The 18,882-nt window shown below is 70.7% G+C and carries 18 protein-coding genes; 8 read left to right on the top strand and 10 right to left on the bottom strand.

The genetic code is table 11. From position 1 onward, the window contains the following. The first annotated feature begins 5 nt into the window (after positions 1–5). The 3 genes from AB0L91_RS06260 (at position 6) to AB0L91_RS06250 (ending at position 3,466) form a co-directional block, all read left to right on the top strand. Positions 6–1,553 (top strand): FAD-binding protein, encoded by a 1,548-nt coding sequence (locus AB0L91_RS06260; protein ID WP_365007628.1) that lies wholly within the window; start codon positions 6–8, stop codon positions 1,551–1,553. Between the two features lie 474 nt (positions 1,554–2,027). After that, a complete protein-coding gene (locus AB0L91_RS06255) occupies positions 2,028–3,185 on the top strand; it encodes an NADP-dependent malic enzyme (RefSeq protein WP_355276562.1) in 1,158 nt (385 codons plus the stop codon). Between the two features lie 71 nt (positions 3,186–3,256). Continuing rightward, a complete protein-coding gene (locus AB0L91_RS06250) occupies positions 3,257–3,466 on the top strand; it encodes an Arc family DNA-binding protein (protein WP_355276321.1) in 210 nt (69 codons plus the stop codon). A gap of 32 nt (positions 3,467–3,498) precedes the next feature. Here AB0L91_RS06250 and AB0L91_RS06245 read toward each other — a convergent pair whose 3' ends face one another. Genes AB0L91_RS06245 through AB0L91_RS06230 form a run of 4 tightly spaced genes read right to left on the bottom strand, consistent with a single transcriptional unit; the run spans position 3,499 to position 6,927 of the window. After that, complete coding sequence (locus tag AB0L91_RS06245) at positions 3,499–4,206, bottom strand: ABC transporter permease (protein ID WP_365007625.1); 708 nt, start codon at positions 4,204–4,206, stop codon at positions 3,499–3,501. Then, complete coding sequence (locus AB0L91_RS06240; RefSeq protein ID WP_365007623.1) at positions 4,203–4,874, bottom strand: ABC transporter permease subunit; 672 nt, start codon at positions 4,872–4,874, stop codon at positions 4,203–4,205. The genes AB0L91_RS06245 and AB0L91_RS06240 overlap by 4 nt, the downstream gene beginning before the upstream one ends. After that, complete coding sequence (locus AB0L91_RS06235; RefSeq protein ID WP_365007622.1) at positions 4,862–6,019, bottom strand: ABC transporter ATP-binding protein; 1,158 nt, start codon at positions 6,017–6,019, stop codon at positions 4,862–4,864. Before AB0L91_RS06235 ends, AB0L91_RS06240 begins: the two co-directional genes overlap by 13 nt. A 23-nt stretch (positions 6,020–6,042) precedes the next feature. Beyond that, the gene (locus tag AB0L91_RS06230; protein WP_365011195.1) at positions 6,043–6,927 is read right to left on the bottom strand and encodes an ABC transporter substrate-binding protein; all 885 of its coding nucleotides are present in this window, start codon (positions 6,925–6,927) and stop codon (positions 6,043–6,045) included. Positions 6,928–7,173: 246 nt separating this feature from the next. Here AB0L91_RS06230 and AB0L91_RS06225 point away from each other — a divergent pair, with 246 nt between their 5' ends. Beyond that, positions 7,174–8,046: a glycine betaine ABC transporter substrate-binding protein gene (locus tag AB0L91_RS06225; RefSeq protein ID WP_365007620.1), complete on the top strand. Its 873-nt coding sequence runs from the start codon at positions 7,174–7,176 to the stop codon at positions 8,044–8,046. A 52-nt stretch (positions 8,047–8,098) separates the two neighbouring features. On the opposite strand, the gene AB0L91_RS06220 is transcribed toward AB0L91_RS06225, so the two are convergent. The 3 genes from AB0L91_RS06220 to AB0L91_RS06210 are packed head-to-tail and all read right to left on the bottom strand — an operon-like array spanning position 8,099 to position 10,288. Further along, on the bottom strand, positions 8,099–9,325 hold the full coding sequence (locus AB0L91_RS06220; protein ID WP_365007618.1) for a DUF6596 domain-containing protein: 1,227 nt from the start codon (positions 9,323–9,325) through the stop codon (positions 8,099–8,101). Beyond that, positions 9,322–9,645: a YciI family protein gene (locus AB0L91_RS06215; RefSeq protein WP_365007615.1), complete on the bottom strand. Its 324-nt coding sequence runs from the start codon at positions 9,643–9,645 to the stop codon at positions 9,322–9,324. The genes AB0L91_RS06220 and AB0L91_RS06215 overlap by 4 nt, the downstream gene beginning before the upstream one ends. Positions 9,646–9,691: 46 nt before the next feature. After that, positions 9,692–10,288: a dihydrofolate reductase family protein gene (locus AB0L91_RS06210; RefSeq protein ID WP_365007613.1), complete on the bottom strand. Its 597-nt coding sequence runs from the start codon at positions 10,286–10,288 to the stop codon at positions 9,692–9,694. Positions 10,289–10,465: 177 nt separating this feature from the next. Between AB0L91_RS06210 and AB0L91_RS06205 the strand changes: the two genes are divergently transcribed. The 3 genes from AB0L91_RS06205 (at position 10,466) to AB0L91_RS06195 (ending at position 13,560) form a co-directional block, all read left to right on the top strand. Further along, positions 10,466–11,170 (top strand): PadR family transcriptional regulator, encoded by a 705-nt coding sequence (locus AB0L91_RS06205; RefSeq protein ID WP_365007611.1) that lies wholly within the window; start codon positions 10,466–10,468, stop codon positions 11,168–11,170. A gap of 35 nt (positions 11,171–11,205) precedes the next feature. Continuing rightward, positions 11,206–12,681, top strand: a complete 1,476-nt coding sequence (locus AB0L91_RS06200; RefSeq protein WP_357343235.1) for a DHA2 family efflux MFS transporter permease subunit — start codon at positions 11,206–11,208, stop codon at positions 12,679–12,681. 210 nt (positions 12,682–12,891) lie between these two features. Then, on the top strand, positions 12,892–13,560 hold the full coding sequence (locus tag AB0L91_RS06195) for a cutinase family protein (protein ID WP_355276302.1): 669 nt from the start codon (positions 12,892–12,894) through the stop codon (positions 13,558–13,560). 122 nt (positions 13,561–13,682) lie between these two features. Here AB0L91_RS06195 and AB0L91_RS06190 read toward each other — a convergent pair whose 3' ends face one another. Further along, positions 13,683–15,443 (bottom strand): molybdopterin-dependent oxidoreductase, encoded by a 1,761-nt coding sequence (locus AB0L91_RS06190; RefSeq protein ID WP_365007608.1) that lies wholly within the window; start codon positions 15,441–15,443, stop codon positions 13,683–13,685. A 115-nt stretch (positions 15,444–15,558) separates the two neighbouring features. Between AB0L91_RS06190 and AB0L91_RS06185 the strand changes: the two genes are divergently transcribed. Then, positions 15,559–15,984, top strand: coding sequence for a hypothetical protein (locus tag AB0L91_RS06185; RefSeq protein ID WP_365007606.1), 426 nt, complete (start codon positions 15,559–15,561; stop codon positions 15,982–15,984). A gap of 54 nt (positions 15,985–16,038) precedes the next feature. On the opposite strand, the gene AB0L91_RS06180 is transcribed toward AB0L91_RS06185, so the two are convergent. Next, positions 16,039–17,832 carry a long-chain fatty acid--CoA ligase gene (locus tag AB0L91_RS06180; protein ID WP_357343241.1) on the bottom strand — a complete coding sequence of 598 codons (1,794 nt, stop codon included), beginning with the start codon at positions 17,830–17,832 and terminating at the stop codon, positions 16,039–16,041. Positions 17,833–17,924: 92 nt separating this feature from the next. Beyond that, positions 17,925–18,878, bottom strand: coding sequence for an alpha/beta hydrolase (locus AB0L91_RS06175; protein WP_365007604.1), 954 nt, complete (start codon positions 18,876–18,878; stop codon positions 17,925–17,927). Positions 18,879–18,882 lie beyond the last annotated feature (4 nt).

Raw genomic sequence — 18,882 nt, 5'->3', positions numbered from 1 at the left:
TCTTTGTGAGCAACATCGAGACGGATGTTCTGATCCTCGGCGGCGGACCCGCCGGGTTGTGGGCCGCCGTCTCGGCGGCGGCCGCGGGCGCGCGGGTCGTCCTGGTCGACAAGAGCCGGTGCGGGTCCAGTGGCCCGACGGTCTACGGCAGCACGATGATCTGGGACGTCGCGCCCGGTCACAGCCGCGCCGACGTCGTCGACACGGCGCTGGCCCGTGGCGGCGGCCTCGGTGACGCGGACTGGCTGCACCGGGTCGTCGACGAGACCCATCGCCGCCTGCAGGTCTGGTCCGGCACACGGCACCGGGTGCCCGACACCGCGGGCGGCGATCCGCCGGTGGTGCACCTGGACGGCGCGAGCTACCTGCGCAGGCTGCGCCGGGGCGCGCTGGAGGTGGGCGTGCGCATCCTCGATCATCATCCGGCCCTGCAACTGCTCGTCGATCCGGCGGGCACGGTGGTCGGCGCGGCGGGCATCCAGCGGCACAACCGGTTCCGGCCGTGGACGATCCGGGCGGGCGCGGTGGTCGTGGCCACCGGTGGCTGCGCGTTCCTGTCCGGCGGCGCCGGCACCGAGGTGAACACCGGCGAGGGCCTGCTGATGGCGGTCGAGGCGGGCGCCGAGCTGTCCGGGATGGAATTCTCCAGCGCCTACGGCCTGGCCCCGGTGCTGTCGCGGGTGCATCCGAATCCGGCTGTCGCCCCCGGCCTCTCGGTGCGCTTCGCCGCGCTCTACGACGAGGCGGGCGCGGAACTGCCCGGCCGGTACCCGGCGGCCCTGGCCGCGCTCGCCGACGGCGGGCGGGTCTTCGCCGCGCTGCACGAGGTGCCCGACACCGTCCGGCACTGGCTGAGCAGGCACGGCGCGGTCGACCCGGCGGGGCGGGTGCCGGTGCGCGCGGTGCTCGAGGGCACGGTGCTCGGCGCGGGCGGGGTGGCGCTGACCGGACCCGACTGCGCGACCACCGTGCGCGGGCTGTTCGTCGCGGGCGCCCTCGCCGGGCGTGAGGTCGTCACGGGGGCCGCGGGCGCGACCGGCGGCCTGAGCGGTGCCTGGGCGCTGGCCTCGGGGACCTGGGCGGGCGAGGGCGCCGCCGCCTTCGCGGTGGCCACCGAGCGCGCGACCAGCGCGCGGCCGGTCCCCGGCGCCGGTCTCGGCCTGCACGCGCACATCGATCCGCGCTCGGTGATCGGGCTGGTGCAGGAGCACACCCTGCCGCTGCGGCGCAGCTACCGGCGCAGTGCGGGTAGCCTGGCCGACAGCATCGCCGAGCTGGACGCCATGTGGCCGGGCGCGCAGTTCGAGCTGGGCGGCCTCGGCGCCGAACAGGTCAGAGCCAGGCAGGCGGCGGCGCTGCTCGCGGTCGCGCGCTGGGCCGGTTACAGCGCGCTGGTGCGCACCGAGACCCGCGGTATCCACCGCCGGATCGACCACCCGCTGGCCGCGCCGGAGTGGCAGGTGCGCCAGCGCTGTGGTGGGCTGGACGCGGTGTGGGTGCGGCGCGTCCCGGCCGACGATCAGCTCACCGCGGGCCGACCCGCCGCGGTGTGATTGTTCACCGGATGTTCCCCCTCAACTGCGAGTTTTCTCTAACGCCATGGCAATTCGCCGCGGATACCCTCGATCCATGACGCGCGGCCGGGTGACACACGGATCCGGTTTGGCAAGGAGTCGACCGGGCTGGCAGAATGTTGCGGATTCCCTGCCCTTGCCACCGCCGGGTTCGGGGACCATGGCGACCTTCCGCCCCGCGACGCACCGTCGCGGCCGAGGGTCGACCCGTATGTCCGACCGGACCACCCGTCCGGCTCCGCTCGGCGGATCAGTGTCGCGCCACGCGACCGGTTTTCTCCGGTATTCGCCCTGGCTGCGCACCCTATGAGCGTCATGCAATTCCGTAATCCCGATATACCCGGCGGTAACCGTCCCCCGGTTGAGTCCGACTCGAGCAGGAGTGAAATCGTGTCACCTGTGACTGACGCACCGAATGCCACCGCGGCGCCCCAGGCCGATGACGCAGCGAGCCTGGCTGCCATCACCCAAGACGAGATCTTCGCGGGTCACCTCGGCGGCAAGCTGTCGGTCGAGCTCAGCGCCCCGCTCGAGACCCAGCGTGATCTGTCGATCGCCTACACCCCCGGTGTGGCCCAGGTCAGCCGGGCGATCGCCGAGGACGCGGCGCTCACCAAGACCTACACCTGGACCGACCGCCTCGTGGTCGTGGTCAGCGACGGCACCGCCGTGCTCGGCCTGGGTGACATCGGCCCGCGCGCCTCGCTGCCCGTGATGGAGGGCAAGGCCGCGCTGTTCAAGAAGTTCGCCGGCCTGAACTCGATCCCGCTGGTGCTCGACACCACCGATCCGGACGAGATCGTCGAGACCCTGATCCGCCTGCGCCCGAGCTTCGGCGCGGTCAACCTCGAGGACATCTCGGCGCCGCGCTGCTTCGAGATCGAGCAGCGGGTCATCGAGGCCCTGGACTGCCCCGTCATGCACGACGACCAGCACGGCACCGCCATCGTGGTGCTGGCCGCCCTCAAGGGCGCTGCCGCGCAGCAGGGCCGCGACATGTCGGCGCTGAAGGTCGTGGTGTCCGGTGCCGGTGCGGCCGGTGTGGCCTGCGCCAACATCCTGCTCGCCGCCGGCGTGCCCGATGTGGTCGTGCTCGACTCCAAGGGCATCGTCAGCACCGGTCGGGACGGCCTCAACGGCGTGAAGGCCGACCTGGCCGCCCGCAGCAACCCGCGCGGCCTGACCGGTGGTGCCGCCGAGGCCCTGGCCGGCGCCGACGTGTTCCTCGGCCTGTCCGCGGGCACCATCCCCGAGGAGCTCATCGCCTCGATGGCGCCGGAGTCGATCGTGTTCGCCATGTCGAACCCGGACCCGGAGATCCACCCCGAGGTGGCCGCCAAGTACGCCGCGATCGTGGCGACGGGCCGCAGCGACTTCCCGAACCAGATCAACAACGTGCTCGCCTTCCCCGGTGTGTTCAAGGGTGCGCTGGACGCCGGCGCCCGCCGGATCACCGAGGGCATGAAGGTCGCCGCCGCCGACGCCATCTTCGGTGTCGTCGCCGGTGAGCTGGCCGTCGACCGGATCATCCCCAGCCCGCTGGACCCGCGCGTCGCGCCCGCGGTCGCCGAGGCCGTGGCCGAGGCCGCGCGCGCCGAGGGCGTCGCGTAGTTCCCTGATCGACCGAGAGCGCCCCGTTCCCCGGAACGGGGCGCTCTCGCGTTGTCTGGGATCATCGGGTGATGACCTCCCTCACCGTGCAGCTGCCCGACGAGGTGCACGCTCAGCTCGTCACCGCCGCCGAGGCCGATGGCCTGTCGATGAACGCGGCCGTCGTGACGGCCGTGCAGGAGTGGCTCCAGTCGCGAGCCCATCGGGCCCAGGAGCGCGCCCGGATGCAGCAGGTGCTGGCGGCCGATCCGCACCTGCGCGCGTTGCTCGGCGACGACTGACCCTCGCCACCGGCGACGGTCGACGACCCGGACTACTCCGTGGCCAGCGACACGTCGGTGTCGACGATCGTCCCGCGCGCCAGCCGTCCGGTGCCCGGCGCGCTCACCCAGACCGCCGCCGCCAGCAGCGCGTCCAGCACCAGGGCGAGGGCCGCCACCAGGAGCGCGCCCACCAGGACCAGGTCGTAGCGATAGAGACCGATCCCGTCGAAGATGTAGCGGCCGAGCCCGCCGAGGTTGACGTAGGCGGCGATGGTCGCGGTGGCGACCACCTGCAGCGTCGCGGCCCGCAATCCGCCGAGGATCACCGGCAGGGCATTGGGCAGTTCGGCCCGGAACAGGATCTGCGGCTCGGTCATCCCCATCGCGCGCGAGGCGTCGACGACATCGGCGGGCACGTTCGCGATGCCCGCGTAGGCGCCCGCCAGCAGCGGCGGGACCCCGACGGTGATCAGGGCCAGCAGCGGCGGGATCAAGCCGAGCCCGAGCAGCAGCACCAGGAAGGTGAGCAGACCCAGCGTCGGCAGCGCGCGCATCGCGTTGGCGAAGCCGACCAGCAGCGCGCTGCCCCGCCGGGTGTGCCCGATGACCAACCCGAGCGGCACCGCGATCACCGCCGACAGCGCGACCGCCAGGACGCTGTACCAGAGGTGTTGCAGCAGCCGGGTGTCGATCCCGGCCGGGCCGCCCCAGTTCGCGCCGTCGCTCAGGTACTGCCAGGCGTCGACGAACAGATTCATGCCGCGTCCTCTCGCGGTGTCCGCTGCCCGTGCGTGTCGGCGCGGGTCCACGGCGTGGCGAAGCGGCCGAGCAGGAACACCAGCCGGTCGAAGATCAGCGCGAGCGCGAGGGTGACGATGATGCCCGCCACGATCTGATCCGGATAGTCGCGCTGATAGCCCTGGGTGAACAGCTTGCCGAGCCCGCCGACCCCGATCAGCGCGCCCACCGACACCATCGCGATATTGGTGACCACCACGACCCGCAGCGTGGCGACGAACACCGGCAGCGCCAGCGGCAGGTCGACGGTGAGGGTGCGTCGCAACCGGCCGAACCCGATCGCGTCGGCGGCGTCGATCACCGCGGCGGGCACGGTGTCCAGCGCGGTCGGCACCGCGATCAGCAGCAGCGCCGTGGAATACACGGTGAGCGCGATGATCACATTGAGCGGGTCGATGGCCGAGATCCCGACCAGCGGCGGAATGATCACGAACAGTGCCAGCGAGGGAATCGTGTAGGCCAGGCTCGACACCGTCGTGGTGATCCGCCTGGCCCACCCGGCGCCCCGGATCACCGCGCCGACCGGGACCGCGATGGCCAGCCCGAGCAGCAGCGGCACCAGCGCGAGCACCAGGTGGGTGCGGGTGATCGCCATGACCTCGGCGAAATTGTCGATCAGGTATCGCACGGCGCGTCCTGGTCGAAGAACTCCCGATTCCGTTCCGCGTCCTCGCGGCCACGCTGCTCGGCGAGCTGGGCGAGCACGTCGGTGGCCAGCAGCCCGCCGCGCACGGCGCCGGCGTCGTCGACGGCCACCCCGATGCCCGACGGCGAGGAGATCGCCGCGTCCAGTGCCTGGCGCAGGTCGCCGTCCGGCGGGTACAGCGAGCCACCCGCGGACACGCCGGCGGACAGCGGTTTTCCGGCGCGGACGGCTTCCACCCCGGTCACATCCACCCAGCCGCCGGGCTTGCCGTCGGCGTCGACCACCAGCGCCCACTCGCCCCGCGCCAGCCGGAGCCCGGCGACCCCGTCGGCCTCGACGGTCCGGATCGGTGCCAACGCCACGGCGTCGGCGGTGCGGAACGACAGCGCGCGATAGCCGCGATCCCGGCCGACGAACCCGGCGACGAAATCGGTGGCGGGCTGGGCGAGGACCCGCTCGGGCGCGTCGAACTGCTGCAGCACCCCGCCGCGCCCGAAGACCGCGATCTTGTCGCCGAGGGTGATCGCCTCGTCGATGTCGTGGGTGACGAACACGATCGTCTTGTGCAGTTCGGCCTGCAGCCGCTGCATCTCGACCTGCAACTCCGCCCGCACCACCGGGTCGACGGCACTGAACGGTTCGTCCATCAGCAGCACCGGTGGGTCGGCCGCGAGCGCCCGCGCCACCCCGACGCGCTGCTGCTGACCGCCGGAGAGCTGCGCCGGATACCGGTCGGCCAGCGCGCGATCCAGCCCGACCCGGTCCAGCACGGCCATGGCCGCGGACCGCGCGGACTTGCGGGAGGCGCCGAGCAGCATCGGCACGGTCGCCACATTGTCGATCACCTTGCGGTTGGGCAGCAGCCCGCCGCTCTGGATGACGTACCCGATGCCGAGGCGCAGTTTCACCGGATCGACCGTCGCGATATCGCGGCCGTCGATGTGGATACTGCCCGCGCTCGGCGTCACCATCCGGTTGATCATCCGCATCGAGGTCGTCTTGCCGCAGCCGGACGGACCGACGAAGACGGTGAACGAGCCCGAGTCGATCCGCAGATTCAGGTCGCGAACCGCCCGCGTCCCGTCCGGATAGGTCTTCTCGATGCCGCGGAATTCGATATCGGACACGGATTCTCCTAGTGGGCGCCTGCCTAGCCGATCGGGGAGTCGAGTCCCTGCGCGGTGATCCAGGCGAGCGCGGCGGCCTTCGGTTCGATCTTGGCGTCGCCCGAGACCGCGGTATTGAGCGAGATCAGTTCGGTGGTGGTGAGTTTGGCCGACACCGCGTCGAGGACGGCCACCGCCTTGTCGGTCTTCTTCGCGGCGTTGAACAGCGGCACCACGTTCTGGGCGGCGAAATTGCTCTTCGGATCGGCCAGCACGACCAGGTTGTTCTGCGCGATCGCGGGTGAGGTGGTGAAGATATCGGCCGCGGTGACCTGGCCGTCGACCAGCGCGCGCACCGTCGCCGGACCGCCGCCGTCGGCGATCGGCACGAAATTCGCGTCGCTGATGTCGAGTCCGTAGTTCTTCTTCAGGCCGGGCAGTCCGCCGGGGCGCTGCGCGAATTCCGCGGGCGCGCCGAACTTCACCTCGGCCGAATGCGGCGCGAGATCGGCGATGCTGCGCAGGTTCCACCGGTCGGCGGTCGCGCGGGTGACGACCACGGCGTCGGAATCCTGGCCGGGGGCGGGCGTCGCGATGGCCAGCTCGGTGCCGAGCGCCGTGGTCAGCGCCGCGTTCACATCGGCCTCGGAGGTGGCGGTCGCGTCTTTGTCCAGGTATTGCAGCAGGTTGCCGGTGTATTCCGGGATCAGCGAGATCGCGCACTGGCGTAAGGCGGGGATATAGGCCTCGCGGCTGCCGATGTTGAACTTCGTGTCGACCTTGAACCCGTTGATCCGCAGCACCTCGGTGTAGATATTGGCCACGGTCTCGGACTCGGGGAAATTGGCCGATCCGATGATCAGCGCGTCGCTGGCGCAATCGCCCTTGGCGGCCAATGGGTCGGAGTTGCCGCAGGCGGACACGATCATGGCGGCGGCCAGCGCGACCGCGGCTGCCAGCACCCGGCCCGCCCGGAGCGCGAAGCGGCGTGCCGGTCGACGTTGTCCGTGCGAAGAGGAGGCGAACGCGGTTTTCACTGGTGTCCTTCCGGCAAAGGCGGGCAGTGCGCTGTGCATGCGACCCGGGGGCCGCAGGTACATTCTGGTAGTTCATACTGCCCGCGTCGCGCCGAATTGCGTGGGTTGACCGCAAATACAGGAAGTTGGTGTCGCCGGATGGTGTCGCGCGCGGTGCGCCGGAAGCTGGCTGCGCTACTGGTCGCCACCTGGGCTTTCACCACTGTTTCGTGCGCCGGCGACGAGCAGCGCGAGGTGGTCGCGGTGGGTGCGGATTCCTCGGTCGAGGCAATTGTGCTCGCGGAGATCTATGCCCAGGCGCTGGCCCGCACCGGCACCCCGACCGCCGTCGTGCGCGGCTCGGACAACCCGCGGGCCGACCTCGACGCGGGCCGCATCGCGGTCCTGCCCGCCCGCGACGGCGCCCTGCTCGACCGCTGGAACCCGGCCGCGCCCGCCCGCACCCCCGAGGACGTGGTGGCCGCCGTCAACGCCTCGCTCCCGCAGGGCCTGTCGGCCTCCGACGCCGCCGACGGCACCGACCTGCGCTCCCGCTTCCTGGTCACCGAGGAGTTCGCCGCCCGCGACGGTGTCCGCACGCTGGCCGCCCTGACCCCGCGCTGCGCCGACCTCACCGCCGGCTACACCGAGCTGCCCGGTTTCGCCCCCACCACCCCGGCTCCCGTCACGATCGCCGACTGCGCCTTCGCCACGACCACCCACTACCCGGACCCGGCGGCGCTGCGGAAAGCCGTGCGGGAGGGCGAGATCCAGGTGGGCATCGTCAACGGCCCACCCGCCGGCACCGCGGCCGACCTGGTCGTCCTCGACGACCCGAAATACGCCGTCCGCGCCCAGAATATCCTGGCCCTCTACCGCTCCGGCCGCTTCGACCGCACCCAGCTGAAGAAACTCAACTACGTAGCAGGCGAACTCACCACCGAGGGCCTCACCGACCTGATCCACCAGGTCGACACCGGCACCGACCCGGCCACCGCCGCCCGCACCTGGCTGGACGCCCACGGCCTCTAGAGAGTCGGCAATTGTTCGCCGAAATCTATTGAGAGACAACGAAATCTGACCGTCACCCGCCCAGCTGGTCGCGGCGGCGGGTCAGGTGGGTGATCTCGGCGGGGTTGGTGGCCAGGTCGATGGCGGTGTCGTAGGCGGCGCGGGATGCGCGGCTGTGGCCGAGTCTGCGGAGCAGGTCGGCGCGGGTGGCGTGGAAGACGTGGTAGCCGTGCAGGGTGTCGGTGAGGCGGTCGACGGTGGCCAGGGCTACCTCGGGGCCGTCGAGTTCGGCGACCGCGATGGCGCGGTTGAGGGCGACGATGGGGGAGGGGTCCAGGCGGACGAGTTGGTCGTAGAGAGCGACGATCTGGGACCAGTCGGTGTCGCGGATATCGCGGGCCGAGGTGTGGACGGCGTTGATCGCCGCGAGGATCTGGTAGCGGCCGGGCGGTACCCGGGTGGCGAGGCGCTCGCGGACGAGCCGGTGGCCCTCGGCGATCAGCGCCCGGTCCCACGCCCCACGATCCTGGTCGTCGAGCGCGACCAGTTCGCCGCTCGAGGACAGCCGGGCGCCCCGGCGCGCCTCGGTGAGCAGCATCAGCGCCAGGAGTCCGGCCACCTCGCCGTCGCCGGGCAGCAGCTCACGGATCAGCCGGGTGAGCCGGATCGCCTCGGCGGTCAGGTCGTTCCGGACGGGATCGGCATCGGGTCCGGTCGACAGATAGCCCTCGTTGAACACGAGGAACAGCACCGCGAGCACCCCCGAGACCCGGGCGGGCAGGTCCGCCGCCGACGGCACCCGGTACGGAATGCCCGCCGTCTTGATCTTGGTCTTCGCGCGGGTGATCCGCCGGCCCATGGCGCTCTCCTGCACCAGGAAGGCTCGCGCGATCTCGGGCACGGTCAGCCCGCCGACCATCCGCAGCGTCAGCGCGACCCTGGCTTCCATCGCCAGCGCCGGATGGCAGCAGGTGAAGATCAGCCGCAGTCGCTCGTCCGCGATGACGCCGGGCGGTTCGGCGTCGTTGTCGTCGAGCATCCGGGCCTCCCGCTGTTTGTCGTCGCGCTTGTGCTCACGGCGGATCCGGTCGATGGCCTTGCGCTGGGCGGTCGTGGTCAGCCAGCCGCCGGGGTTGGGCGGCACCCCGTCGACGGGCCAGCGCTCGACGGCGATCGCGAACGCCTCGGCCGCTGCCTCCTCGGCGATGTCGAGATCGCCGAACCGGGCAGCCAGCGCCGCGACCACCCGGGCCCACTCCGCGTGGTGGGCCCGGACGATCGCCGCGTCGACGCCGCTCAAAGAAACGGCCGCACCTCGACCTTGCGATGGCAGGCCTTCGATCCCTCGGTGGCGAGCGCGAGCGCCACATCGAGATCGGTGGCCTCGACGACCCAGAAGCCGATGAGAAATTCCTTGGACTCCACGAACGGCCCGTCGGTGACGATCGGCTCGTCACCCCGGTTGTCCACGACCGTGGCGGTGCCGGGCTCGCCGAGGCCACCGGCGAAGACCCAGTAGCCCTCGGCGATCAGCTTGTCGTTGAACACGTCGATCGCGGCCTCCTCCGCGGGCGTGGCCAGGGTGGGTCGGTCGTGGATCACGGACAGCAGGTACTGCATCTCGCATCATCTCCTTCGCTTCGAGAGTTGCCCACCGGACTCGGGATCAAGCCTTGCGCACCGGATAGCGCAGATGGGTGACCCCGACGCCCGCGGTCACCGCCGGGTCGCCGAGCCACACCGGCGCACCGGCGAGCCGATCGAACAGCCGCACCCCCGACCCGAGCAGCACCGCAGCGATATCGACGTGGATCTCGTCGATCAGCCCCGCGTTCAGGCACTGCTGGATGGTGTCGGCGCCGTGGACGCCGACCGACTTGCCCGCTGCGGCCGCGACGGCCTGCGTCACCGCGCTCTCGAGCCCGTCGGTGACGAAGTGGACAGTCGAATCCGGCCGCGGCCACCCGTCCGGGACCCGATGGGTGAGCACGAAAGCGGGTCCCCACCCGTGCCGTCCGCCCCAGCCGTGGGCGACCTCGAACGTGCGCCGTCCGGTGAGCATGGCGCCGAGTTCGGCGGTGAGCGCCCGCAGGTGCCCGGCGCTCGGCGCGGAGACCCGGAACGTCATCGGATCCGCGCCACCGGTGGGGACTTCGACGTCTCCCGAGGAGAAGTACCAGTCGAACACCTCGGCGACGCCGTCGTCCGGGTCGGCGACGAAGCCGTCGAGGGACATGGACATGAGTGCGACAACCTTGGTCATCATCTGCTCCTGATCAGTCGGTATGAAGCTCCTTCACCCCTACTACGAACACGATCGCCCCGATCGGACACCGAGGTACCGAAAAGTTCGCTTGCCAGTCACTGTTCCGCTCCGTATATTCCTACTGGAATATTTGGTGTGGAACATGGACCTGCGCGGGCCGGCGCGGGAGTGGAGGTGAGCGTTGTGGGACAGCCGGGTCGCAACGCGATGACGCCGTTGGCCATCGCGGTTCTCGCGTCGCTGGACGAGCGGCCCATGCATCCGTACGAGATGTATCAGGTGCTGATGGCCCGCCGGGAAGACCTGCTGGTCAAGGTGCGGCCGGGATCGCTGTATCACGCGGTGGCCCGGCTGGCGGCCGACGAGCTGGTCCGCGCCGAAGGCACCGAACGCGAAGGCAATCGGCCCGAACGGACCACCTACCGCATCACCGACACCGGTCGCGACGCGCTGCGCGGCCGCATCACCGAACTGCTCCGCGCCCCGGTGCAGGAGTATCCGATCTTCCGGGTCGCCCTCGCCGAGGCGCACACCCTGCCCGCCGAGCAGGTCGTCGCCCTGCTCCGCGAACGGGCCGGGCGGCTGGGCGAGGCGGTGACCGACGCCGACGCCATGATCGCGTGGGCGAGCACGCACCGGATCCCGCGCCGGTACTGGTTCGTCCTCGAATACATCCAGGCGACGATCCAGGCGGAACTGACCTGGATCGAGCGGTTCGCCGCCGACCTCGACGCCGGTGAGATCGAGTGGGAGATCTTCGATCCCGACACCGGCGAACGCATCACCGACAGCGGCGACCCCACCCACGAATGGCCGCCGGGGGACCACCCCGATGCCGCGCCCCGACCCAGGTGGGCGGCCGGCGCCGCCCGCGACTGATATCCCGAGCTCATCTTCCGATAGGAACGAATTCGATGACCACCCAACGTAATCCGTGGCTGGCGCTGTTCGCGCTGGTGGTCGGGTTCTTCATGATCCTGCTGGACATGACGATCGTCGCGGTCGCCAACCCGGCGATCATGAAGGACCTGAGCACCGACATCTCCAATGTCATCTGGGTGACCAGTGCCTACCTGCTCACCTACGCGGTGCCGCTGCTGGTCACCGGCCGGCTCGGTGACAAGTTCGGTCCCAAGAACATCTACCTGATCGGCCTGGCGATCTTCACCGCCGCGTCGCTGTGGTGCGGTCTGTCCGGGTCCATCGGCATGCTGATCGCCGCGCGCGCCGCGCAGGGCATCGGCGCCGCGCTGATGACCCCGCAGACCATGGCCGTCATCACCCGCACCTTCCCGCCGGACAAGCGCGGTGCCGCGATGGGCCTGTGGGGCGGCGTCGCCGGGCTCGCGACGCTGGTCGGCCCGATCCTGGGCGGCGTGCTCGTCGACAACCTGGGCTGGGAGTGGATCTTCTTCGTCAACGTCCCGGTCGGCATCATCGCCTTCGGCCTGGCCGTGTGGCTGGTGCCCGCGCTGCCGACCAGCGACCACCGGTTCGACCTCGTCGGCGTCGTGCTCAGCGGTATCGGCATGACGGCGCTGGTCTTCGGTATCCAGGAGGGCAACACGCAGGACTGGTCGCTGCGGATCTGGCTGCTGATCGGGTTCGGCGTGCTCATGCTGATCGCGTTCGTGATCAACCAGGCCCGCAACCGCGGCGAACCGCTGGTGCCGATGAGCCTGTTCCGCGACCGCAACTTCTCGCTGTCGAACCTGGCCATCGCCGCGATGGGCGCCGCGGTCACCTCGATGATGGTGCCCTCGTACTTCTACCTGCAGGCGGTGCGCGAGATGTCGCCGACGGTCTCGGCGCTGGTGTTCGCGCCGATGGCGATCGTCACCGGCTTCGCGGCGCCGTTCGTCGGCAAGTTCTCCGACCGGCTGCCGCCGCGGCTGGTGCCGACCATCGGCTTCACCCTGTTCGCCGGGTCGACGTTCGCCTTCGCCGCGCTGATGAAGCCGGATTCGCAGATCATCTGGTTCCTGCTCGCCGCGGCCGTCGCCGGTCTGGCCAACGCCTGCATCTGGGCGCCGCTGGCCTCCACGGCCACGCACAACCTGCCGGTCACCCAGGCCGGTGCGGGCGCCGGTGTCTACAACACCACCCGCCAGGTCGGTTCGGTGCTCGGTAGCGCCGCGATCAGCGCGTTGATCGCCGCCCGCCTCACCGCCAACGGCCTCGGCGGCGGCGCTCCGGTCGGCGAGGGCGCGGCCACCGGCCCGCTCCCGCCGCAGATCCTCGACGAGTTCAGCACCTCACTGGCCCAGTCCATGCTGCTGCCCGCCGCCATCCTGATCATCGGCGTGATCGCCTCGGCCCTGTTCGTCGGCCACGGCGAATCGGGCGCCACCCCGAAGCCCGAACTGGCGAAGGCCGACGCGGGCGCCTGACCCGCCTCGCCGCTGCCCGTCCCGCCGCGCGCGAGACGGGCAGCGCTCGTTCCGGCGCCGCACCCGGCCCGGTCAGCGCGATGCCGGTGACGGCATCGGCGCTTTCGCGGGCGCCGCGCCGGTGACCTGGGGTGTTGCCGACGCGGCGAGGTGGGTAGTCTGCCCGGAATGACAGCACGTTCTCTTTCGCGATTCGTGTCTGCAGCACTCATGGCAGCCGCGATTCCGCTGGTATCGCCCATCCACTCCGCGACAGCGGCGTCGTGTTCCGACATCGAGGTGGTGTTCGCGCGCGGCACGGCCGAGCCCGGTGGTGAGCTCGGTTTCACCGGCGCGTCCTTCGTCGAAGCGGTTCGCTTGAACTCCGGTGGCCGCTCGGTCGGCGCCTACGGGGTCGACTACCCCGCGAGCAGCGACTTCGCCGACCGGCTCGCCTTCGCCCGCACCGTGGTGCGCGGCATCAACGACGCCCAGCGGCGGGTCGAGTACATCGCCGCCAACTGCCCGAGCACGCGGATCGTGCTGGGCGGGTACTCCCAGGGTGCGGCGGTCGCCGGGTTCGCCACCGGCACCGGGGTGCCCGAGGGGGTGCCGCTGGAGTACCAGTCGCATCTGCCCGCGCCGCTGGCGCCCGAGGTCGCCGAGCACGTCGCCGCGGTCGCGCTGTTCGGGAAGCCGTCGGATCGGTTCCTGGCCGATGCCGGCGCGCCCGCCGTGGTGATCGGCGCGCCCTACGCGGGCAAGACCATCGACCTGTGCATCGATGCGGACAACATCTGCGACGGTTCCCCGCTCGGCCAGCCCAATGCCCTGCACACCCTCTACAGCGTCAACGGAATGACCCTCACCGCGGCGCAATTCGCGGCGCAGCGGTTCTGAACGACGAGTAGCGGAAGGCCGGTCGCGGATGCGCGACCGGCCTTCTGGCTGTCGGATCGGTGATCGACCAGGTCGTCAGCGCTGTCGGGCTGAATTGCCGACGACCGGGACGAACCGTTCGATCAGGCGACCTGGAGGGTGACGGTCGGGTATCCGGTCGCCCCGTCCGGGACGACATCCTGCTCGACCGCGGTCTGCGGCACCCCGGTGTTGTCGATGGCGCGGGCGCGGATGGTGTGCGGCCCGGTGGTGGCGTCCCAGTCGTAGACCCACTGGCGCCAGGTATCGATCGAGACCTCGGTCGAGAGCCGGGCGGGCCGCCACTCGCCGTTGTCGATCTGCACCTCGACGCCGGTGATGCCGCGGTGCTGCGCCCAGGCGACGCCCGCGATCGTGGTGCGGCCCTGCGGAATCCGGCCGCGCCCGCGCGGGGTGTCGATCCGGGTGCCGGTCTTGATCGGGCCCTGCGCCGACCACCCGCGCCGGGTCCAATAGGCGGTGGCCCTGTCGAACCGTGTCACCTCGAGCTCGGTGACCCACTTGGTCGCCGAGACGTATCCGTAGAGGCCGGGCACCACCAGTCGCGCCGGATAGCCGTGCTGGACCGGCAGCGGAGCGCCGTTCATCCCGATCGCCAGCAGCGCGTCGCGGCCGTCGGTGAGCGCGGCCAGCGGACTGCCCGCCGTCCAGCCGTCCTTGCTGTGCGAGAGCACCATGTCGGCGTCGGGGTGCGGGCCCGCCTCGGCGAGCAGTTCGTCGAGGCGGTAGCCGAGCCAGCGGGCGTTGCCGATCAGATCGCCGTTGATCGGATTGGACACACAGGCCAGCGTCACCAGGTGTTCCACCGGCGTGCGGCGCGCGAGATCGTCCCAGGTGAGCCGGATTTCGCGGTCGACCATGCCGTGGATGCGCAGTGACCAGTCCGCGGTGGACACCTGGGGAAGGATCAGCGCGGTATCGATCCGGTAGAAATCGTCGGCCGGGGTCAGATACGACGTGAGTCCGGGCACGCGCAGGTCGGCGTCGGCGGGAAGTTCCGGTAGCGGCGTTGCGGGACGCGGCAATTCGACGGTGGACCGCTCGGCCGTCACATCGGTCCGCGCACCACCGAGCAACCTCCCGGCGAGCCCGGCGCCGATGGCCATCACGCCGGTCGCGGCGATCCCGCCCAGCACCCGCCGTCGCCCGGCGGTCACCGCCACGCGCGACTCCTCCGCCGCGATCGCAGCCCGGCCCGTGGTGGCGCCCCGGCCGATGGCTGTCTCTCCCGAGGCATCCGCTGTGGTCGCGCTGCTGCCGGTGGCTGTCGCGCCCGAGCTACCGGCTGTGATCGCGCCGCCGGCGACGGGCGCTCGGTCGGTCGCGCCGTCCGGCGATTCGCCGCCGAGCGCCTTGGCGCCGTCGTCTGGCCCCACACCGCGGCCGGCTCCCGGTTCCACGCCCGTCGACGCGGGTGGTGACGACATCGCAGCGATGCGTCGGGCGAGCCCCCGCAACGCGAGAATCCCTGCCGCGGTGCCGATCAGCGCGGGCAGGGCACCGCTGATTCCGCCGATCCGCCCGGCCCCGATGACCGCCGCGACCACCCCGAAGACCGCGAACACGATCGATCCGACCGGCCGAGTGGCCCGCTCGAGCCACCCGGCCAGACCGGCGACCACCACCGCCACCACGCCCATGCACACGAACAGCACGGCCTTGTCGTTGCGGCCGAAGCTCTGGATCGCCCACTCGCGCAAGCCGTCCGGCGTGTGATCGACGACGGTCGCGCCGAGCGCGTACGCGGGCGCGCTGCCCGCACCGGTGAATACCGCGACCAGCTCGGCCACGCCGAGGACCAGCGCGGCCGCCGCGATTCCGGCCGCTATCCGCAACAACGCCATGTCAGCGAGCCTACGTCGCCGAGACCGATCTGTGACGACGGAACAGCTGTCCTCGGCCGCCGGTGAAAACTACACTCCGTAGTAGAACTGAATCCGTCCTCGGCAGGAGGCTCCCATGCCCGAGACCACAGCACCCGAGACCACCCTGCGCGCGGCCACCGCCGTGTTCGCCGTCGCACTCGTCGTCCACGGCGCCGACCATCTCCGCCGGGGGATGGACGCCACCTCGGCCCTGGTCAACGCGCTCGGCACCCTGCAACTCCTGGCGGCCCTGCTCGTCGTCGTCCTGGTGTTCCGGCGGCACTCCGCGGCCCCGCTGGCCGCGGTGATCGTCGGCTTCGCCAGCGCGGCGGGCTTTTTCGTCGTGCACCTGCTGCCGGACTGGTTCGGCCCGCTCAGCGACAGCTTCGTCGACGCGCCGGTCAGCGCGAACGTCACCGGGTTCTCCTGGTTCGCGGCCCTGTTCGAGATCGCCGCCGATCTCGCGGTGGGCCTGGCCGGACTGCGCGTCCTGCGCGAACGGTCCGCGGCCGTCGCCTGAAACGCCGCAAGGCCGGCTGCGCGAACGCAACCGGCCTTCCGGACGAGACGGGGATTACGAGTAGATCTTGTCGACCTCGCCCGCGTACTGCTTCATGACGACGGCGCGCTTGAGCGACATCTTCGGGGTGAGCTCGCCACCCTCCTGGGTCCAGTCGACCGGGAGGATGCGGATCTTCTTGATCGCCTCGGCCTTGGAGACCTTCTTGTTGGTCTCGTCGACCGCGGCCTGCACCTCGGCGACCAGCGTCGGGTTCTCGATCAGGCTCTCGATCGCGGTGTCGGCGGCGACGCCGTTGCGCTCCTTCCAGCCCGGCAGTGCCTCCGGGTCGAGGGTGATGAGCGCGCCGATGAAGGGCTGGCCGTCACCGACGACCATGACCTGGCTGATCAGCGGGTGCGCGCGCAGGGAGTCCTCGAGCACGGCGGGGGAGACGTTCTTGCCGCCCGCGGTGACCAGGATTTCCTTCTTGCGGCCGGTGATGGTGATGAAGCCGTCGGCGTCGATGGCGCCGAGGTCACCGGTCTTGAACCAGCCGTCCTCGAACGAGTCCGCGGTGGCCTCCGGGTTGCCCCAGTAGCCGCCGAACACGACCGAGCCCTTGAGCAGCAGCTCGCCGTCCTCGGCGATCTTGGCCGCGTGGCCCTGGATCGGACGACCCACCGAACCGACCCGGATGAACTGCGCGGTGTTCACGCTGAACGCGGCGGTGGACTCGGTCAGACCGTAGCCCTCGTAGATGGTGACGCCGACGCCACGGAAGAAGTGGCCCAGGCGCGCGCCCAGCGGGCCGCCACCGGACACGGCGGCCAGGCACTGACCACCGAGCGCGGCGCGCAGCTTGCTGTAGACGAGCTTGTCGAAGACGAAGTGCTTCAGCTTCAGGATCAGGTCGGGGCCGCCCTTTTCGAGCGCCTCGCTGTAGGCGATGGCGGTGTCGGCGGCGGCGTCGAAGATCTTGCCCTTGCCGCCGTCGTGCGCCTTCTGCTTGGCCGAGTTGTAGACCTTCTCGAACACGCGCGGCACCGAGAGGATGAAGTCCGGCTTGAAATCGCCGAACTGCTCCACCAGGGTCGTCCAGTCCGAGCTGTGCCGGACGATCACCTTGGAATCGAAGGCGATCAGCGCGACCGCGCGGGCGAACACGTGCGCCAGCGGCAGGAACAGCAGGGTCTTCTGGCCCTCGGAGACGAAGGCGGCCAGCTCGATGCCGCCCGAGCGCGACTCCGCGTACAGGTTCGCGTGGGTCAGCTGGACGCCCTTGGGCTTGCCCGTGGTGCCCGAGGTGTAGATCAGGGTGGCGGGCGAGGCCGCGCCGACCTGCTTGCGGCGCTCGTGCACGACGGCGTCGTCGAGGTCGGCGCCACGCTCGGTGAGCTGCTCGATCGCGCCCTTGTCGATCTGCAGGGTCTCGGCCAGCGCGGGCAGCGAACCGGCTTCGATCTCGTCGATCGTGGCGCGGTGCTTGTCGTTCTCGACGACCAGCAGCTTGGTCTCGGAGTCCTGCAGGATCCACTTGGCCTGCTCGGCGGCCGAGCTGTCGTAGATCGCGACGGTGACGCCACCGGCGGCCCAGATCGCGAAGTCCAGCAGGGTCCACTCATAGCGAGTGGCTGCCATGATGGCGACGCGGTCGCCGAGTTCGATGCCGGAGGCGATCAGGCCCTTGGCGACGCCGGTGACGGCCTTCTCGAACTGCTTCGCCGTGACGTCGTTCCAGCCGCCGCTGCCGTTCGGGACGTTGAACAACACCGTGTTCGGCGTCTCCGCGGCGAAGCGGAAGACGTTGTCGGAATTGTTCGCATCGTCCGGGATGGTGTAGGAAGCCGGAACTTCGAACTCTCGCATCAGTGCCCTTCCAGTGGGTTCTACTCGCCAGTAATCTACGACACGTTCGGGCGGGCCGCGATATCGCCGTCCGAAAATCCTGTCACCAGGACTTATCGTAAATCGTCGATCGAAACTGGCTGGATTGCTTCTCGCAGGAATTCTGCGAGTTCGCTGAGTGCCAGCGCTGCCTCGGTGACCAGCGCGGCCTGCAGTTGCGCGACATGCCAGAGGCCGCGGGTTTCGGTGAAGCGGACGTGCACACCCGCGCCACGCAGGGCCGAGACGAGCTGACAGCACTGATCGTGTAACAGTTCGCTCACATCGGCCTGCACATAGGTGGGAGGCAGTCCGATGAGGTTTCCGGTGAGCGGAGCGTAGCCCGCATCGGTTGCGGCGCCGTCGCCGAGGTAGTAGGCGGCGCACGCCTGCGACCACGCCCGGTTGATCACCAGGTCGCGGCTGCGGCTCGGCACCTGGGTGGGGTCGACCCAGGGCGCGATGAGGCCCAGCGCGGCGGGCGTCAGCTGGTGCCGCTCGCGCAGTCGCTGGGCCAGCGCGAGCGCCAGGCCGCCGCCCGCCGAGTCACCGGCGAGGCAGATCTGGTCCGGCCGGTAGCCGACGTTCTCCACCAGATCGAGGAACGCCGCTTCGGCGTCGTCGAGGCCGGCGGGCAGCGGATGCTCGGGGGCGAGGCGGTAGTCCAGCGAGTACACCGCGCAGGAACTGTCCCTGGCCAGCCGCGCGACCAGCGAGCGGTGGGTGGCCAGTGACCCGACGACATACCCGCCGCCGTGCAGGTACAGGATCGCGCCCGCGGCGCGCTCCGGCGGGACCGCCCTGGTCAGCGAACCGGGGATGGCGGTCTCGGCGATGACCCGCTCGGCCGGGCGGCCGCCGAGCTGCAGATGCTGCACGACGGAACCGTCGGGCATCGGCTGCAGCACGGAGGCCACGTCGAGCAGGGCGCGCTGCACCGCCACCGGCAGCCGCGCGTTGAGCGTGACCCGGAAGATCGGGTCCAGCACCGCACGGGCGATCGGCAGCGGGATGGTGAACTCGCGCATGGCG

Origin of the sequence: Nocardia sp. NPDC051833 (genome assembly GCF_040681225.1) — a bacterium.
In the GTDB taxonomy this organism is placed as follows: domain Bacteria; phylum Actinomycetota; class Actinomycetes; order Mycobacteriales; family Mycobacteriaceae; genus Nocardia.
This window is presented reverse-complemented; position numbering and strand designations above follow the sequence as displayed.